The following is a 19337-nucleotide window of genomic DNA, read 5'->3' on the forward strand; positions in this document are numbered from 1 at the left end:
AGGTCAGAGCGCCTCGTACCGGAAGTCGCGAAAGCGCGCCTCGCCGCTGCCGGCCGAATACAGCCCGGGGCGCAGCATCAGGAACCCGCCACGGACATTATGGTGATAACCCGACACCTCCATGCCGCGATCGAACCGGTGCCAGCTCTTGCCCGCATCGCCGCTGGTATGGATTGCGACGATGTGACGAGTATTCGTGATGCGGATCCGCATGCGGCGTCCGTGCGGATTGGCTGGCCGCCCACGCTCGTTGCCATATTGATGCGTGACGAACCGCCGTTCGTCGAAGCCAAGCCCGCAATACAGCCTATCGTCGTAGAACAGCACGAGCCCCGCCGTGCCACCGGGCGCGGTCTCGACGTCGCATTCGAACCGATACGCCTGATCTCCTGCGATCAGCATCAAAGGCGATGAATCGACTGGCGCCGTGCCGGTGGCCTGGAGAATCAGCGCACCGCCCTCGACACGGGCTCGACCGCGTTCGGCCGGGCCGGGCCGGAAGAAATTCCATTTACTGCCGACTTGCAGCCTGCGAAAATCGTCCGAAAGCGGTTGGCCGTGGGGCACCGCTGCGCCCCCCTTCGGCTTGGCCAGAGGCTTTGACAGATCCCCGCCGGTCATCGCGAACCAGCCATTGGCGGTCCAGCGGATCGGATCGAGCAGCGCCTGCCGGCCGAGCGTCCAATAGCCGTTTTCGAAACCGTGATAGATCGACCACCAGCTGCCGTCGGGCGCCTCGACGAGGCTGGCATGACCGCGCGACCACCATTTCTCGTCTGTGCTGACGGTTCGCACGACCGGGTTGGCGGGGTCGTTGGTCCAGGGCCCGTGAATCGAGCGCGAACGTGCGACGATCACCATGTGCCCGGTCGGTGGTCCGGCGGTGCCGCCGACCGCGGTGATCATGTAGAACCAGCCGCCGTGACGGACGATCTTCGGCCCCTCGGGACTGAAGCCCTCGACGTCCCATGTGTCCGGATACCGCCACGGATCATAGACATGCTCGACCTTGCCGACCGTCGACAGACCGTCGTCGGCGAGCCGGATGCGGTCGCCCCCGGAAAGGAACAACCAACGCGATCCGTCCTCGCCGACCGCGTGGCAGGGATCGATATGGTCGGGCAGCCCGAGGTCTATCGGGTCGGACCAGGGGCCGTCGATATGATCGGCCCAGATGACGTGGATCGCGTTCGGCTTGGCCTTGACCGGGATATACAGGAAATACTGACCGTCATGCTTCTCGAGACTGACCGCCCAGACCGAGCCGATGTTCTTCGTCAGCGCGGCCTTTCGCGGTTGCCAGTTCACCAGGTCGCGGCTGTGCCAGATCGTCAGCCCCGGATAGGAATCGAAGCTGGAGAAGGTCATGTAATAATCCGCGCCATCTTTCAGGATGGCGGGATCGGGATGGTCGCCGGCGATCAACGGATTGAGGAAGCGGCCATCCCCGAGGTCGGCTACGCGCTGGCCTTCGAAACCGCGCCGCCAACCGTCGTCGAAGCGCGACACGCACGCGCCCTGCTTGGGCAGTTCCGCAACGGCGGGCGTAGTCGGAACGAGCGCAGCCGTACCGCCCGCCAATGCCAGTCCAAACGTCTCGCGGCGATTATAGGTCATGCGCTCGTCCTGTTCTGATTTGGCGTCGTGACCTGAATGTCGAGACCGGTCGTTCCAGCATGATGCTGCCCAGGTCGATGGTTGTCACCATCCAGCCGGACAGCACCGAACCATCAGAACGAGAAACGCATTCCCGCCGTGAACTGACGGCCGCTATGCGTCAGCACATTCAGGCGGTTGGTCTCGTCGACGAACTGATCGTTGACCTGATCGGTGAGGTTGATCGCCTCGATGCTGAACTTGAGGTTGTCGGTCAGGTTGTACGACATTTGCGCGTCGACGTTGGTCGTGCCGCTCGTGCCGTTATACGCGTTGCCCTCGGTGCCAGGCACCGCAGTCAGATAGCGCGATCGATAGGCGATCGAGCCGCGGATCTGGAATTTTGCGGTTTCGAAATACAGCGTGCCGTTAGCGGCATGCCTCGAAAGCCCGATCAACGGCGCGATCACCGATGCACCACCGGTCGCCGACGTCAGGTATTGGATGTTCGACGTCACGTGCGTGTAGTTCGCCAGCACGCCGAAGTTGGACAGGAAGCCCGGCAGGAAGCTGAAGGGCTGTTGCACGTTGACCTCGAAGCCCTTGAGCCGGCCACCGCTCGAGTTGACCGGCTGGCTGACGATAAACAGATCGGTCGGTGATGCGCTCGTACCGGCCAGGAGCGAGTCCGGCAGGCCCAAGCTGCTGAACGGAACGGTGGTGCTCAGCGACTGTACGAAGGTGCCGATGTCCTTCTGGAACGCCGACACCGCATAGATCGCGCCGCGCGTCGGATACCATTCGACCGAAACGTCGAGATTGTCCGATTCCGTCGGCGTCAAATCGGGGTTGCCGCTGCTGAACGTACGGTTGCCGCCCGAAACGCTGAGGTTGCCACCCGGTGCGATCGCCGAGATTCCGGCGCGCGCGAGCGTCTTTGCCGCTGCGAGGCGCACCAGCAACGTATCGGTGACGTCCATCACCAGGTTCCCTGACGGCAACCAGCGATGATAGCTCCGGTCCGCGACGACGAGGTTGGTCGCGACGCCCTGTCCTGCGTAGCCGGTCGAGCGCTGGTCGGTGTTGGCGTAGCGCACGCCGACATCGCCGCGGATCGGCAGCCCGCGATCGGCGAAGTTGAACTCCGCCATGCCCCAGCCGCCGATATCGTCCTCACGCACCGTGATGAACGATCCGCGTGCGCTGGCATTGTTCACCCCACCGGTCGCGTAGAGTGGGTTCGAGTAGATCCCGTAGAGCTCGGCGAACTTGGCGAGATCGGGGACGACCCATGCCGTCGGCGTACCGGCTGGTGTGTCGAGCCCCTTGCCGAAGCCTGAGAAGAGCGTCGTCGCCGCGGCGAGCTGTGCGGGCGTCAGCGTCTGCACGACCGACTCGCCCGACAGACGCCGCTGCTCGGTCGAGCTGTAGTCGAACCGGCGCCAGTCGACGCCGACCTTCAGCTTTAGCAAAGGATTGACCGTCCACTCGGCAAACGTCTTGGCGTTGGTGAAGCTGTTGTTGACGGTCTGCGGACGGATGCGGACTTCCGACGTGCCGTTGACGAAGGCGAAGCTGTTCGGGTTGGTCAGGTCCACGCCGGGCTTGATCGTCGGAAACCGCATGCGGAAATCGTAGAAGAAATTGGGCGTGTTGGCCGCATCGATCGTCACGGTCGACTGGATCGGGTTGCTGAACGCCGAATCCGCATAGCCGACGACCGCACCGATCTTGAAATTCTCGCCGAACTTCTGGTCGAGCGTACCGGTGACCTGGTAAAAATCGGTGACCAGCTTGTCGTAGCGCGACTGCGTGCGCAGATCGACGTTGTCGAACGTGCCGCTGATGATGTTGTTGTCGCCGTCCACCACGCCGTCGCGGATGACCGTCTGTGGCTTGCCAGTGCCCGACCGGCTGAAGCTGATCGCCTGCAGCTGCGATTCCTTGCGCGTGCCGTCGAGCCGCGAATAGAGCGCGTCGAGCGAGATCAGCGTCTTGGGGGTAGGCTGGAACTGGACCGATCCTGCCGCACCCAGCCGCTTCTGGAAGATGTCGTAGCTGACGAGGCCGGGAATACGCGGATGGTACAGCCCGGTTACGGGGTTCGGATCGTTGATCTGTGCGAGCGTCTTGCCCGGCAACCGCGACGCGGCGTTGAACCCGGCGTTGAACCCGCCATACGTCCAGCGCGTGATGTTCGCGCCTTCCTCCTTGATCGCACGCTCTTCATACGCGACCGACAGCAGGACGCCGAACCGGCCGTCATCCGACGTCTTGGTGATCAGTCCCGAAATCTTTGGCGTCACCTTCTCGCGCAGGTCGTTGTAGCTGGCGCTCGCCGAGATGACCGCGGTGGCCTTCTTGTAGTCGAACGGGCGCGACGACTGCAGGTCGACGGTGCCGCCGAGCGAACCCTCCTCGACGTCGGCGGTGGCGGTCTTGCGGACCGCGATGCTGTTGAACAGGTCGGACGAGAAGATGTTGAAATCGAACCCGCGGCCACGGTTCACGCCGCCCGAATTATCGGTACCGCCGGTGGTGCCGATCGCCTCCATGCCGTTGATCCGGACACGCGTATAGTCGGGGCCGAGGCCCCGCACTGAGATGTTGCGGCCTTCGCCGTTGACGCGGCTGATCGAGACGCCGGGGATGCGCTGCAACGATTCCGCCAGGTTGAGGTCGGGAAACTCGGCGATGTCTTCCGCCTTGATGACGTCGACGGTCGCGGTCTGCGTGCGCTTGATGTTGATCGCGCTGTTCAGGCTCGCGCGGAACCCGGTCACGACGATATCCGGCGCATCCGCAGCGAGCGGCGCACCGGTCACGTTCTGCTCGGGCGGCAGGGCAGGGGAAGCGGGGGGAGTGTCGGTATCGGTGGTGTTGCCAGCGGCGCGCGCTTCCTTCTGCGCGGTCGTTTCCGGCACGCTCTGGGCGTGGCCCATCGTCGCCAGAGAGCAGGCGACGATCGCGCTCGACATGGCCAACACGGATTTGAAGCTGCGGATCCCAGTCATACTCACTCCCCTAACTCCGGCACGATGTGCCCGCTGCCGGCTTCGTTGGAGCCGGTCTGTCGCAATCTGTGTTAGGCCGGGTGCGGTCGCCTAAGCCAATCTCATTCCGACATCGATCGATGCGAACGATGCACTGATCGAAGACCCGCATAACGCTTCGTTCTCGGATCAAGTCATGGGTTGGCTCGATCAACCCGTTTTAGGACTTGGACCGACCCCATTCTGGTCGATACACCGAACTCGAACACTCGCGCAGATCGAGTGCTGGACTGGAGAGCGAAGCATGACGATCGCCGCATCATCCCCCGCCGAAGATGCGGTCGCAGGAGGCGTGACCGGGCGTCCGACCGCGGTGCGATACCGCGTGATCGCGCTCATCTTCCTGATCACGTCGATCAACTATGCCGACCGTGCGACCTTCTCGATCGCGGGGTCTGCTGCATCGACCGAACTCGGGCTGTCGTCGGTACAGACCGGCTTTATCCTGTCCGCCTTCGCCTGGGCCTATGTCCTCGCGCAGATCCCCGGCGGGCTGCTGCTCGACAAGTTCGGTACGAAGCGCGTCTATGCTGGTGCAATCCTCGCTTGGTCGCTGTTCACGGCCACACAGGGGCTGACCGGGGTGATCGCGGGCGTGTCCGCAGTTGCCATGCTGTTTGTGCTGCGGTTTCTCGTCGGCCTTGCCGAGGCGCCGTCGTTTCCTGGCAACGCCCGCCTCGTCGCCGCCTGGTTTCCCGGTGCCGAGCGTGGCACCGCGTCGGCGATCTTCAATTCGGCGCAGTATTTCTCGCTCGTCGCCTTCGCCCCGCTGATGGGCTGGCTGGTGCACAGCTATGGCTGGCGCGCGGTGTTCTGGGTGATGGGCGCGATCGGCCTGGCTGCGACGGCACTGTTCGTCCGCTACATCCACAGCCCGGTCCGCCATCCGAAGATCAACGCCGCCGAACTCGCGCATATCGAGGCGGGCGGCGGGCTGATCCGGATGGAGGATGCTGCCAATCGCCCGCAGGCCTTCTCGTGGACGAACCTGCGCCAGCTGCTCGCGAACCGGATGCTGCTCGGCATCTATCTCGGCCAGTATTGCATCAACGTGCTGACCTATTTCTTCGTCACCTGGTTCCCGATCTACCTGGTCAAGGAACGCGGGCTGAACATCATGGAAGCCGGCTTCGCCGCCGCCGCACCAGCGCTGTGCGGCTTCGTCGGCGGGCTCGTCGGTGGCTACACGTCCGACCTGCTGCTCAAGCGCACCGGCTCGATCGACATCGCGCGCAAAGTGCCGCTGGTGTTCGGGATGCTGCTGGCGACGCTGATCATCGCCTGCGTGTTCGTCGAGGGGGAATGGCTGGTCGTCACGCTGATGGCGGTCGCGTTCTTCGGCAAGGGCGTCGCGTCGCTCGGTTGGGCAGTGATGTCGGACGTCGCGCCAAAGCAGCTCGCCGGGCTGACCAGCGGGGTGTTCAACATGTTCGGCAACGTCGCCGGGATCGTCACGCCGATCGTCATCGGCTTTATCGTCGGCGCTACGGGCTCGTTCGATTGGGCGCTGGTGTTCGTTGGCGCGCATTGCCTGCTCACGATCTTCTCGTTCCTGGTGATCGTCGGTCCGATCCGCCGTGTCGAGCTGGCCGCATGACCGTCGATCGACGTACGCTGCTCGGGGGTGCCGCGGCCGCGCTCGCCACATTGCCTGCCGCCGTTCGTGCGGCGCCAGCGACGTTGCGGGTTACAACGCCTATGGCAGCGCCGGAATGGGCCGTCCTGCAACGCCGCTTGCTCACTGCCAATGCCGAAGCCTGCGAAGCGTTCTACGCAAAGTATATCGACAGTCGCGGCTGGCTGCGCGTGTTCGAGCGCTGGGGTGCGAACGATGGTCCCGACGATGCGGCGGAAGCAACGAACGACTGGGCGATCCTGCACGCGCTGGGCGGTCCCGATCGTATCCGCGACCTGTACGCACGGGCGTGGGAGGGTCACCTCAAGCAGTTCACCGCCGCGCGCACGGTCGACGTGCCGATCGCACGCAAGGGGATGTATTTTCGCGAGTTTCCTGTCCAGATGGACTGGCAGCACAATGCGGAAGGGCTGACGACCTTCAACATGATGGGGCTGTCCGGCCCGCGCGACCTGAAGCTGATCGAGCGCACGCGTCGCTACGCCGACTTCTACACCGGCCGCGATCCGACCACACGCAACTACGACCCCAAGCTGCGGATCATGCGCAGCCTGATGAACGGAAGTCGGGGGCCGATGCTGCGCCGCGCGACCGAGCTCGACTGGGCGGGCGATCCGTTCGCCGCCGGCGAACGCTTCCACATGGAACACGGCGAGACGACGTACGCGCAGACGCTCGCGCATTATGCCGACTATGGCGACGTCGTCGGCGACAATCCGCTCAACCTTCAGGCGACGACGATAGGGCTCAACGCGTATGCGCTGGGGGCAGGGGATCGATACCGGACCTGGGCGCTCGACTATCTCGACGCGTGGGTTGGCCGGGCAAAAGCGAACGGCGACATCATCCCCAGCCGCGTCGGTCTGGATGGCATCGTCCCGCGCGACTGGTGGAGTGGCGTCTATGGCTGGGGCTTCTCGCCGATCGTGCCGCAGACCGGCAAGCGCGAGAACCGCAACCGCATACCCCGTTCGATCACCGCGTTCATGACCGGCACGCTGCTGACCGGCGATCAGCGCTATATCGACGTCTGGCGCCGCCAGACCGCGCGGATCAATGCACAGGCCAAGACGATCGGCGGTGTGCTGTCTACGCCGACGATGCACGGTGCGGACGGCTGGTATGGCTGGCAACCTGGTCCGTTCAAGACCAACGGCTTCGAGATATGGTACATGTCGCAGGCGCCCGCCGATCGCGCGGCTGCCGGCGATCATCCGTGGGTGAGCTTCCTCGAAGGCAAGAACCCGAGCTACGCCGTAACCGCGTTGCGCGCGGACCTGAAGGCCGTCGCCGACCGTGTCGCTGCGCGCGTGTCCGATCCGACGACGCCGGAAACCCGGCTCGCAGACTGGCCGATCGACATTAACCCGGCCAACGTCACCAGCCTAGTCCAGCTGATGACCGGCGGCCTGCACATTGCCCGCCCGTCCTGGTCGAAGACTTCGCCATCGCAAGGCGGCGTCCCGCTCCACTGCCGGCTCCGCTATTTCGACGCGGATCGCAAACGCGCCGGCGTGCCGGAGGACGTCACTGCGCTCGTGCATACGCTGGGCGACACGACGACCGATGTGACGCTGGTAAACCTGAGCAACAGCCAGCCGCGGACGGTGGTGGTGCAAGGCGGCGCCTATGCCGAGCACCGGATAGACGCTGTGACGATCGACGGCCGCACGACCGACGTCGCCGGCGCCGCGGTCACGATCCGGCTCGAGCCCGGCGCCGGTGCGCGCTTGAGCCTGCGCATGCGCCGCTACGCCAACCGCCCGACGCTCGCCTTTCCGTGGGACCGCTAGCCGCCCGGCTTGATATACGGCGCAACCGCGAACAGCAGGCGTTCCTCGCGCCGGGGATCGTCTTCCATCCGCACTGCCCGATCGAAGATCATCGTCGAGCGTCGCACCAGATCATAGTGACGCCAGATCGGCACGCTCGCACAGTTCGGATCGCCGGTCCGCGCCATCGCGATGAACGCATCCGCCATCCGCCCGGCCAGCCGTCTCGCCTCCGGCCCATCACCCGTCCGCGCGCTCGGCTGCTGCGTATTGTCGAACACTAGGCCGATATCGAGCGTATGGAACGCGCCGAGCACGCCGCCCGCCTCCGGCGAAGGAAAGTCGAGCTGATACATCCAGGTCGGCGCACCGATCTTCGCGCGTTCCTCGGCCTGGATCAGATGCCCGGGCCAGGACCGACCCGCGGTCGATGCCGCCAGCAGGATCTGCCCCGGCGTCCGATCGGGATAGAGGTCGCGGTAGCGCGCGATGACGTGATCGGGGGCGAGGTCCTTGGTCATCTCCCGCACCAACCGCGCGGGTAGGTTCTCCCAACTCGTGTCGCCGCGCTTCAGGATTTCCCCAATCCACAACCCGGTCTCGTCATGCGTATTGCCGACGATCAGCGGGATATGCGCCGCCTCGCGCGGGGCGTCGGGAAAGAACGGATGACGCGTCAGCACATGATGATCGAGCGTTGAGGTAAAGCTGATCTCACCCTTGCCTTCGATCGGATCGGTCGTCGCCATCGCCTCGACCAGCCGATTGATCGGCAGCACCTTCAGCGTCGGAAAGTCGCTCGCGCCCGCCTTCGCCATGAACGCCCGCGACCGGATCGTCGCGTGGTTCGGCCCGGCCGCCGTAACGTGCTGGCCGCTCATCGTCGCGGCGGCGTGAAACAGCGGGCGCGCCTCCGCCATCGCCATCAGCGTGACGATCTTGGCGCCACCACCCGATTGGCCAAACAGCATCACTCGCCCCGGATCGCCGCCGAACGCCGTGATGTTGTCGCGCACCCATTGCAGCGCGAGGACGATGTCGAGATTGCCGACGTTCCCCGACTCCGCCGGCCCGCCAAGCTGCGCGAGATACGCGTAGCCGAGCGCCGCCAGCCGGTGGTTCAAGGTAACGACCACCACGTCGCCGCGCCGCACAAGATTGCCGCCATCATACAGCGGATCGGACCCGGACCCGTGCGCATGCGCGCCGCCGTGGATATAGACCATGACCGGCCGGCGCGACGCGTCGAGCGCAGGCGTCCAGACGTTGAGGAACAGGCAATCCTCGCTGGTCGCCTCGGTGGCCTTGGTCTGTGGCGAGGCTGCGCCGTAGCGCGTCGCGTCGGCAATGTCGTTCCACGGCGTCGGCGGCACCGCATGTGCAAACCGTCGCGCCCGCGTATCCGCGCCGTAGCGCACCCCGCGAAAGACCAGCACGTCCCGGTCGACCGTCCCGCGCACCCGCCCGTATCGCGTCGTCGCGACGGGGCTCGCCGGTGTACGCGCAGCAACCAGCGCCGGTGTCGCTACGAGCCCGGCGAGCACCGCGCGCCGGTCGATCACGCCGCGGTTTCGGCGCACAGTCGCCGCATCGGCTCCAGCGCCGGGTTACCGTTGTCGCGCCGCCACGCCATGTGCAGCTCGACCGGCTTCTCGGGCTCGGTCGCAAGCCGGCGGAATTGCACGTCGTTCATGTGCAGCCCCGATGCGGATTCCGGCACGATTGCCGCGGCGAGGCCGGCATGGACGAGCCCCAGCATCGAATGGATCTGCGTCACGTGCTGGACATAGTGCGGCGACACGCCGGCCGCGTCGAACAGCCCGATAAGCATCTGGTGGAAATACCCCGCGCCCTGCCGCGCATACATGATCAGCGGCAGGCCATCGAAATCACCCAGTTCGAGCACCGCCTTCGCCTGTCGCGGATCCCCCGCGGGTAGCGCGACGACGAGCGGCTCGACCTGTACGCAGACGGTGTCGAACTCGTGACGATCGAGCGGCGGCCGCACGAAGCCGATGTCGATCAGCCCGGTCAGCAGCGCATCGACTTGGTCGGTCGTCACCATCTCGCGCAGTTCGAGGTCGATATTGGGCAGGCTCGCTCTCGCTTGCGCGACGATCTGCGGCACCAGATTATACCCCGACACCGCGGTGAAGCCGATCGCTACGCGTCCCGCATCGCCCTTCGCCACGCGCCGCGCCGACAGCGCCGCACTCTCCGACAGCCGGACGATCCGCCGCGCCTCGATCAGGAACACGCGACCGGCGGGCGTCAGGCTCACCTGCCGGCTGGTGCGTTCGAGCAGCGTCACGTCGAGGATCCGCTCGAGCAGCTGGATTTGTCGGCTGAGCGGCGATTGCGTCATGTTCAGGCGCTGTGCCGCGCGCCCGAAATGGAGTTCCTCGGCGGCGGCGACGAAGCAGCGAAGCTGGCTGAGTTCGAACATCATCGCCGCACTATCCGTCGGTTTTCGCCCGCTGTCACGCCGCCTTGGCAAGAGCGGTGGGGGCGACCTTCTCGATCAGCACGCGGAGCCGCTCGTCCTCGGCTGCGGACAAATCGGTCAGCGGCGAGCGCACCGGCCCGGCATCGCGGCCGACGACACGCATGCCCGCCTTGACGATTGACACCGCATAACCGCGGCCCTGGTTGCGCAGCGTGATGTAGGGCAGCACGAAATCGCGCAGCTGGTTCAGCACCTCGACCCGGTCGTCGGCGCGCACGGCCTTGTAGAACGCCAGCGCCCATTCGGGCAGGAAGTTGAAGATCGCCGACGAATAGGTCGTGACGCCCATCGTTAGATACGGCGTCGCGAACGTTTCGGCGGTCGGCAGGCCGCCGATATAGGTCAGCCGGTCGCCCATTCGCGCATAGACGCGCGTCATCAGCTCGATGTCGCCGACGCCGTCCTTGAAGCCGACGAGGTTGGGATTGCGGTCGCACAGCCCGGCCAGCGTATCGTCGTCGAGGATCGCATTGTCGCGGTTGTAGACGATCACGCCTAGCCCGGTCGCCTTGCAGACCGCCTCGACATGCGCGGCAAGCCCCTCCTGCTTCGATCCGACCAGATAGGGGGGCAGCAGCAACAGGCCGTCCGCGCCGGCCTTCTCCGCATCGCGTGCGATCCCGGTGGCGATCGAGGTGCCGTAGCCACAGCCCGAGATCACCGGCAGACGTCCGCCGGCTTCGGCCACCGCGGCGCCGACGACCTGCGCGACTTCGGCTGGCGTCAGCGAAAAGAACTCGCCCGTGCCGCCCGCCGCGAACAGGCCGGACAGTTCGTGCTCGAGCATCCAGGCGCAATGCTTTCGATACCCGTCCTCGACGAACGCGCCGTCGGCATCGAAATGCGTGACGGGAAACGACAGTAATCCGCCGCCAAGGCGCTGCGCCATCTCAGTCGGGCTCATGGTCGTCATAACGTGCATCCCCTCGATCGTTTGGTCCGCGCTCGTGTCGCAGCCATGTCGAGGATCTTGGTAGGTTGCGTGGCCGTGCGGGTCCAAACCAAAGGCGCGCTCGATCAATGCGCGTAGTAGCTCGATCTCGTTGGGGCATGATCTTCCTACCGCGCGAGGCTTGGTAGTATGTGAATTCGATCGCAATCTTGACACTATTTATCGGCGGAATCGAGACCGGACGACAACCCACGGATGGTCGGGCAATCGGCGTTCCCAAATATGTCACTTCACGACTGCCATGGCTGTTTGTCTTCCATGTGGACCGTACAGAAAGCGGAGCGAGTTGACGTCCAACCAAATAAACGAATGGCCAACGCAGGAAAGCGGGAAAGACCGCGCGAATGTCGGTGTAATCTTGTTTTGAGGACCGCTGCCGCCTTTCGTGCAAATATGAACCAGCGTCCGAAGTTGGGAAGTGAGGGAAGAGGCCTGAACGTCTGCTTGTGGGTCCGCCCAGTCATCGGATAAGTCTTTTCCACCCAAGCCAGATACCGCTTATTGATGTCACCACACCGGCGATCGAGAACAGCCAGATCAGTCCATCCCAGGCCGGCCGGTGCAATGTCAGCGTGTTCAGATCCCATCTGTGGAGGAGGTCGAATACCCAGCGGTACGCCCTCTGTCGTTCATCGACCGTCCGGAGAACTTCCCCGGTAGCGGGATCGACATAGAACCAAGTCTGCGCCGGATCGGCAAAACGCAGCCGCAACACTGGTAGACGCGGTAGCATCCCGACCGCATACCAGTATGCATCGGGCGCCGTCAGGCAATCGACCGAGAGTAGCGGCGCGGAGCTCTCCAGATGACGTACGGCCCTCACGATGGCCACCTCTGTAGCTTGGGATGGCGCGAGTGTGACCGCATTCAACACTACTCGCCGCCCGTCGTGATAGGACAGCAGGACGAGGGGGGTTCCCGCATGGTGAGTCAACTGCGCTATCACCGCACCCTCGCCTGCTATGCGGAGCCGGTCGAGTGCTAGGTCCGGCATCGGATCAGATGCCTGATAGATCCGCACAGCCGCATCGTCTGGCTTCGTCCCGCGAAACAGATGGCCGGGATCGACCGACAGCCATCCGCTGAAGATCCAGGCGATCAGGAAGATACCACCCACCAGCCCCGCGACATGATGCCACAGCATCCAGCCGTCGTAGGGCGTCATTCGCCCGCCTTTGAAGCGCCGTGCGCCAATGCGGGTCCGCAGGATGCCGATCCACATCCCCGCGACCGCCGCGGCGATGCAGGGACCAGACACCCATAGCACGACCTGACGCCAAGCCGTTTGATCCTGTCTTAGAACCGTCGGATAGAGCCAGTGCGGCACCGAGCCGAGCCAATTCCAGAACCGCTCGCGACGGGTGGTCACTTGAAAGACGGTGCCCGTATTCGACGACACATAGGCCTCCGTGCCGGACGCGTCGGCAAGCGCAACCTTCCAAAGTGGACGGTGTCGATCGAAGCCGCCAGCAACCGTCCACTGATCCCGGGTCAGCCGTTCTACGTGCCTCGTCGGTGCGTTGGCAAAGCGGCCAGCGACCCGACCGGCGTAACGAGCATCGACTGGCCGCAGGACGGTACCGCGACTGGCGGCGAGAGTGGTGTGCGTTCCATCCCACCCGGTCACGCGCCAGACAGGCGCGCCGTCGCGCATCTCGAGGAACAGCTCCTGCGATAGCCGTCCGCCGTCCAGCGGGGGCGGCACGTTCACTGCTGCCCAGTCGATCGCCTCGCTCCCAGCCAGCTTATCGGCTGGCGAGAGGGAGGGATAAGGCACGTAGACCATCACCAGCCCGGACAGAAACCACATGGCGAAGAACAGGCAGCTGGCGATGCCGATCCAGCGATGAACGAGGTACAGCCAGCGCCGGGCAGTCTTGCCAAGCGCCGGCCGCCTGAGGGCGTTAAAAGCTGGCACGAAGCGAAACGTCGACCGAGCGGGGACGGCCAAGGACCCACTGCTGATTGTTGTACGTGTTTAGCGCGTAGGCCCGGTCAAACAGGTTGTAGCCGTGGATATTGACCGCCAGGCGTGGTGTCACCGCAAAGGAAAGCGTGGCATCGACCGTGGTGTAGCTGGGGACGCGGAAGCTGTTGGCGTTGTCCGAATAACGACGCCCGACGTAGCGCAGCCCGGCGCGCGCCTGGAGCGAGCGCGTTGCGTTCAAACGCAGCCAGAGATTGGCAAGCGTCTCGGGGACGTCTGGCGGGGTGTTGCCGTCGAAGCTCGAGCCGCCGGAGACGAAGTCGTCGAACGTCGCGTTGAGCACGCTGCCGTTTGCATCGATCCCGACGCCGTAGGGCAGATCGAGCGATACCGCGGCCTCGATCCCCCTGGCCGATCGCTGGCCGACCTGCTCGACCGGGCTCGTCGGGGTCAACTGTGCCAGCAGGCGTTTCTTGACTATGCGATAGGCGGCGAGGGTGGCGGTGCCGCGACCGTCGAGGAACACCGCCTTGGCGCCGACCTCAACTTGGTCGCCGACCGCGTTGCTGAACTGAACCTGCCCGGTCGAATAGGTGGTCAGCGTCCCCAGAGGATCCACGCCGGTGGCATACTGCGCATAGAGCGACACCGTCGGGATCGGCTGATAGACGCTACCGACCCGCCAGGTCACGTTATGCAGCCGCTTGTCGAGCGCGAACGTCTCGGTGCTGACGCCGCCTGGATAGTCGATCGACCAGCGGCGGATCTTGTCGTGCTCGTAGCGCACGCCACCGACGATCGAGACATGCGTGCCGAGTTTCAGCCGGTCCTCGGCAAAGACCGCATATTCGGTGGTGCGCGTACGATAGCGCGGTGCGATCCCCTGCGTGTCGACGATCGGACCTGGATCGAACGCTAAAGGATCGACCTCCGAAACCTGGGGGTCCGAACCGAAGTTGTGGGAGTAGGTGAGTTTGATGAGGTTGACGTCAAAGCCCACGACAAAGTCGTTGCTGACGCCATCGGCGATGCCTGTCCTGAGCGTCACGCTGCCCTGATCGCCCCATTGCGTCTGATCGTGGACGATGCCGGTCATGTCGGTGCGCAGGATGCGCCCCGGTGTGCCGGTGTTGCCGCTGCCGTTGGCGCAGACGCCGTCCGCGGCGATCCAGCAATAGGTTTCGAGATTGAGCCAGGAGCGTTTGGAGGTGAGACGATAGGCCTGGTTGCTGACGGTGACCGCATCGCTCGGCGTCCAGTCGACCTGCAGGCTGGTACGGTTGTCGCGGTAGCGGATAAAGCCATCGCGTGTGTTGTAGTTTCGCTCCCCGATGCGGTCGTCGAGCCGTCCTTCGATCAGCGGCGTGCCGAAATAGCGCATCGGCTTCTGGTCGCCGTAATCGTCCCGTGCGGTGACGACGAGCGTGTCGGTCGGTGCCCAGCGCAGCGTGCCCGAGACGGCATGGCTGCGCGACTGGCCACGATCGACATAGCCGTCCGATCGGCGATAGCTGCCGTCGATGCGATAGGAGAGGCGCTCGGTGATCGGCCCGCCTGCGCCCGCCGCGACATGGAAGCTGTCCTGCGAGCCGTAGCCGATCTCGCCCTCCACGTGCGTCCGCTGCGTATCGGGTTTACGCATCAGGACATTCACCGCACCGCCCAGCGCGCCCTGGCCGTAGAGCACCGAGGCTGGGCCGCTCAGGATGTCGATCCGCTCGACCATCCACGGATCGGTCGGAAAGGTGATCGTGCCGGCAGCCGGGAACAGCCTTATACCGTCGATCAGCTGAAGCACGGATCCCTGGCCGCTGAAGCCGCGCGCGGCGAGCGCGGTGCCGCCATTGCCGGGGTTTCCAGCGTTGCTGATGCCCGGTGCGCGGCTCGTCGCGTCGATCACCGACAGGTCGCCGCGCGCGCGGATCGTGGCGCCATCGATGACCGAGATCGTCGCGGGGGTCTCGAGCGGCGTGAGGCCCAGGCGGCTGCCGGTCGCGTTCGGCGTGGTGAGCGTGTCGCGCGCCTGCTGGCCGACAACCAGAATGTCCTCATTGTCCGAGACAGGCAAAGACTGAGCGTTGAGCGGTGCTGCGAAAACAGGTGACAGCAAAGCCCCCGCCACCGCGAGGCGAGACAATAGGAATGGCATTACGGTAATCCCCGGGGCGTCGAGCGAACCCGGCAGGGACCTCCCGCGAACGGCCGACATCCGCGCCAGCCGGACGCGATTGCGACCGGCACGCATGCCCGTGCGGTCCCCACCGCACACGTCGTCGCTCGACGGAGTACCGTGCCGCGGCCACCCCCTGGGCCAGGCAAGAGCGACCAGACGCCGGCAGGTCTCCTGGCTCACGGGTCATCACACGATGCACGGCCTTCCCAGGCCCTCATGACGAAACGTCTGGCCCAGTGGCTGCTCCTTCCTTTGCAGGAAGAAGCGAAATGCATCGCGCTCGCCGCTTACAGTTGCAGGGACAGCCTCGGCTTCAGGTGGCAAACCACCCTCACCGCGTTCCCTATTAAGCCCCTTTCGGGGCACCGACGCGATCATGCCGACCGTCTCCAGCGGAGCAGGTCAGCGGGGACGGTGTATCCTGACGAAGACGATCCGGCAATTGGTCGACGCGACGATCGCAAAAGTCCAAACGGAGTGTCGGTGCCCATTAACGAATGTCGGAAGTTGGGAAGCGACAGATGCGTCGAGAACGACCGGAATTGGGTCAATGCGCTCCGGCACGCACGGGTTGCGGCAAAGGATCTCCGTAGAAGATGCCTCGGCCATCGGTCGCCAAGTAGACGCGGCCGAAGAGGCGAGGATCGCCCGTGATGACTCGGTATCTAAGACCCCATTGATGCGCGTCGTCGTTAATCCGAAACCAGCGCGCGCCCGCGTCGGTCGAGCGCCACAGCCCGCCCAACGTCTTCGTGACCCCGAAGGCATAGAGAGTCGGCACGTGCCCGCCGGGCGCCGCCTTGCCGAGACCGAAGCTCACGAAATACATGTCACGCAACAGCGGATTGGCTGGCGTGGACGCCACGAACGTTCGGGCTCCGTCGCTAGTGTGGAAGAAGCGGCCGCCTAGGATCAGCCAGAGCTCGTTGGCCGTTCCCGGCGTTGCCGCCGCCATTGGTTGAAACTCCCGTGCCGCCGGGCGCGAGCTGGCAATGCTGGCCGGGAGTCCCTGCGCGGGTGCCTGCGTGAACGTCTTCGCCCCATCACGACTGACGAATATACGCGCACCAGTATAGTCGATCGCGTACCAGGCAAGGGGGTCGACCTTGTCGGCGACCGCATAGGTGCGTTCCGGTAAACCCTTGGGTCGCCACCAGATCCGCCCCCTATCGGCCGTGGCGAGCGTCACTAGCCCAGACACCAGGAAGGTGCTCCCATCCGCTGAAACAGTGATCGGTGCCTGGCCATCGGCGTCGATCCGCCGTGGCGCGGCGGGCCCGATCGCGATTGGCGACGCCAGCATCTTATGCCAGCTGCGGCCTCCATCCTCCGACCAGCCGAGCGACGCCCCCTCAGGATCGGGAGAATAGCCTGATGCGCTCCGAACGATGATCTTGGGCACCACGCCGGCATAATCGACATTGTTAGTCTGCGGCAGGTCGGGATCGGCGAAGGCCCGCTCCGGCGCGCGGTCGAGCCGATCGTGGACGAAGCCGTGCGTGTCGCCGATGCCGGAGATCAAATGGGGCCCCTCGGGCGGACTGACGAGGCTGAGCGGCACCGCCTCTTCGATCCCGGTGACCCAGGGCCGCCAAACCATATCGGCCTTGTCCGCTTGCCTGGTCCGGAACACCGTCAGCCCCGTGGCATAGGCAAGCGTGGCACCGTCGAACGGATCGAACGCCAGACCCGCGATCCAGCCGCCAAACCCACCCTTGTCGAGCCGGAGCCAGGGGGCCGGCGAGAGATCGCGTGAACTCCGCTCCCGCAGGCTCGACCAGTGCGCGCCGCTGTCGGACGACAGCCAAACGGTATCGCGATGGTTCCAGCGATCGACCGTCGACACCGCCAGCCGGCCGGGATGGAGCCGATCGAGGCTGAGCCCCATGTAGCCGCCCTCGGCCTCGTCACCGCGCTCAGGCGTGATGTTCGTCCATCCGCCCGACCTCGGGTCGAGCTTCCAAACCTCACCTAGTGCGATCCCGTTCGGACCGATGTCGGAGCAGTAATCGATGTAGAGCATGCCCTGTTGGTCTACTGCCGCCTTGACGGGCAGCATGGTCGAGGCCGGACCTCCGGTGACGGCGCTCCAGCTTCGACCGGCGTCGGTCGAGCGGTACAGGTGTTGCACCGTTGCATCTGCGACGCCGGCATACATGGCGCGCGACCGGCCAAGGGCAGTTTCGCCCGGCGGGCCGAAGACGACGAAGGAGACGCCGCCATGGGTGTGGTTCGCGGCGGGACGGCCAAGCCCCTTCCACGGGAAGCTCTCGACCTTGTGCCACGTCCGGCCGCTGTCCTCACTGTCCCAAAGACCGTCGTGCCGCGATCCGAAGAACAGGTGCGTCCGCCGATCCGGATCAATCGCTAGGCGTTCGCCCAGACCGCGACCGTCCTCGTTGCCGCCCATGCTGAAGGGAACCGGCGTTATTTGCCAGGAAGCGCCGCGATCGGCGCTCCGCATGATCGCCGCAGGTTGGTCGAAGTACATGCCCGCGGCGAGGTAAATGATGTCTGGGTCTACCGGGTCCGGCGCGATGCTTTCGACGCCCATGTAGCTGTTCTGCGCTTGGCCGTCCTGGAGCGCAATCCAGCGCTGCGTAAGGGCATCCCAGCGATAGGCGCCACCCACATCGGTGCGCAAATATGCAAGGTCCCTTTCGGCGACGCTGAACACGATGGCGGGCGAGAACCCGCCGCCACCAATCACGACGTTGTTCCATTTGTACGGCAGTTGGGAGGGAACATGCAAAGTGGGAGCGGCAGCGAGCGAAGCTGCCGCGAGTCCCAGAAGCGGGATAACGAGTTTCACGCGGTCACCCTCTCCGATGTGGCCATTTAGCGAAGCAGGATCGGGACGGATAGTCGAGTCGTCTCACATATCGGCCTAGCCCCCGCCAGAAACGCTACACTCGATTCAGGTGCTGATTCGTAGTTCGAAAACAAATTTGAACTGGTGTGTATCGTCGGATTAACGTCCGTCCGCTTTTGGGCGCGGTGCGATCGATCACGAACGGCCGTATGTGGGTTTGCCTGCCCTCCGATGCTTGGCAGTTCCGCCCATTCCCAGACGCTGGACACTTTGTTAAGATTATCGAATGTTAGCCACGCCACCCCCGATCCCCCAATGCGTAGCGAGCATGGCGGAAGTTAAATCTCAGTCAGTCGTGCTTTTCGGGCGCGGTGATGCGATGCGAACTTTCCTTAGCCAAGAAGAAGATCGCAGCGGTCCATTCGAGATATCTCTTTCGCCAGATAACGATGAGGGTAATGCTACCGCTATTTTGCGCTTCAATATGGAAACGCCATTTCGCGCGATTGGGGGCGTAATGTATCACGCGCCACGAGCAAACTTGCGCGTGTTAGGGTGGGCCCTTCAACCGCCTTTATGTTCGCCTAACCTAAAGCGTCCTTCATCGCGAATGTCGGCTAACCACCACATTCAGCCGTTCCGACGCCGATCGCGCCCAATGACCGAAAGCGCCCAAAATCAGACGCCGTGGCGGGTAAGCTTCGTTTCTCAAAACAGCCATTCATTCACCAAGATGGCTCCCGATTGTCATTCTCCAAAGGCAGTTTTGAAAAGGTGACGGGGCCTGATCTCAGGAGAACGTATAAATTTGGCTGCTGCTGACAGCTTCGAACCGCACCGGCGCTCGTTTAATCCTCCATCGTGAGACAGCCTAGCGCGAGACAGGGAGCAACTTACGTTCGCGGATGCG

10 protein-coding genes and 1 riboswitch are annotated in these 19337 nt (G+C 64.4%); of the genes, 2 read left to right on the plus strand and 8 right to left on the minus strand.

All coding sequences use genetic code 11. The features are described 5' to 3' along the window. Positions 1-3: 3 nt before the first annotated feature. Positions 4-1617, minus strand: coding sequence for a family 43 glycosylhydrolase (locus IFT71_RS18195; RefSeq protein WP_192003747.1), 1614 nt, complete (start codon positions 1615-1617; stop codon positions 4-6). A 113-nt stretch (positions 1618-1730) separates the two neighbouring features. Beyond that, positions 1731-4610 carry a TonB-dependent receptor gene (locus IFT71_RS18200; protein ID WP_192071768.1) on the minus strand — a complete coding sequence of 960 codons (2880 nt, stop codon included), beginning with the start codon at positions 4608-4610 and terminating at the stop codon, positions 1731-1733. Between the two features lie 283 nt (positions 4611-4893). Between IFT71_RS18200 and IFT71_RS18205 the strand changes: the two genes are divergently transcribed. Together IFT71_RS18205 and IFT71_RS18210 are read left to right on the plus strand one after the other, a co-directional pair. Further along, positions 4894-6246, plus strand: a complete 1353-nt coding sequence (locus IFT71_RS18205; protein ID WP_031396690.1) for an MFS transporter — start codon at positions 4894-4896, stop codon at positions 6244-6246. Continuing rightward, positions 6243-8078: a hypothetical protein gene (locus IFT71_RS18210; protein ID WP_031396689.1), complete on the plus strand. Its 1836-nt coding sequence runs from the start codon at positions 6243-6245 to the stop codon at positions 8076-8078. The genes IFT71_RS18205 and IFT71_RS18210 overlap by 4 nt, the downstream gene beginning before the upstream one ends. Here the strand turns inward: IFT71_RS18210 and IFT71_RS18215 are convergent. The 6 genes from IFT71_RS18215 to IFT71_RS18240 all read right to left on the minus strand — a co-directional run bounded on the left by IFT71_RS18215 (position 8075) and on the right by IFT71_RS18240 (position 18427). Next, on the minus strand, positions 8075-9637 hold the full coding sequence (locus IFT71_RS18215; RefSeq protein WP_192071770.1) for a carboxylesterase/lipase family protein: 1563 nt from the start codon (positions 9635-9637) through the stop codon (positions 8075-8077). The two genes, IFT71_RS18210 and IFT71_RS18215, sit on opposite strands and share 4 nt — an antisense overlap. Further along, a complete protein-coding gene (locus tag IFT71_RS18220) occupies positions 9616-10506 on the minus strand; it encodes a LysR substrate-binding domain-containing protein (RefSeq protein ID WP_234387677.1) in 891 nt (296 codons plus the stop codon). Before IFT71_RS18220 ends, IFT71_RS18215 begins: the two co-directional genes overlap by 22 nt. A gap of 31 nt (positions 10507-10537) precedes the next feature. Next, complete coding sequence (gene kdgD, locus IFT71_RS18225) at positions 10538-11476, minus strand: 5-dehydro-4-deoxyglucarate dehydratase (RefSeq protein ID WP_192071771.1); 939 nt, start codon at positions 11474-11476, stop codon at positions 10538-10540. A 499-nt stretch (positions 11477-11975) separates the two neighbouring features. Then, positions 11976-13466, minus strand: a complete 1491-nt coding sequence (locus IFT71_RS18230; protein WP_244655036.1) for a PepSY domain-containing protein — start codon at positions 13464-13466, stop codon at positions 11976-11978. Then, positions 13420-15591, minus strand: coding sequence for a TonB-dependent receptor (locus IFT71_RS18235; RefSeq protein ID WP_192142723.1), 2172 nt, complete (start codon positions 15589-15591; stop codon positions 13420-13422). The genes IFT71_RS18230 and IFT71_RS18235 overlap by 47 nt, the downstream gene beginning before the upstream one ends. Positions 15592-15759: 168 nt before the next feature. Further along, a riboswitch (cobalamin riboswitch) is annotated at positions 15760-16000 on the minus strand. A 162-nt stretch (positions 16001-16162) separates the two neighbouring features. Then, the gene (locus IFT71_RS18240; RefSeq protein WP_342212695.1) at positions 16163-18427 is read right to left on the minus strand and encodes a WD40/YVTN/BNR-like repeat-containing protein; all 2265 of its coding nucleotides are present in this window, start codon (positions 18425-18427) and stop codon (positions 16163-16165) included. Positions 18428-19337 lie beyond the last annotated feature (910 nt).

Source organism: Sphingomonas sp. CFBP 13733, assembly GCF_014841795.1.
In the GTDB taxonomy this organism is placed as follows: Bacteria; Pseudomonadota; Alphaproteobacteria; order Sphingomonadales; family Sphingomonadaceae; genus Sphingomonas; species Sphingomonas aerolata.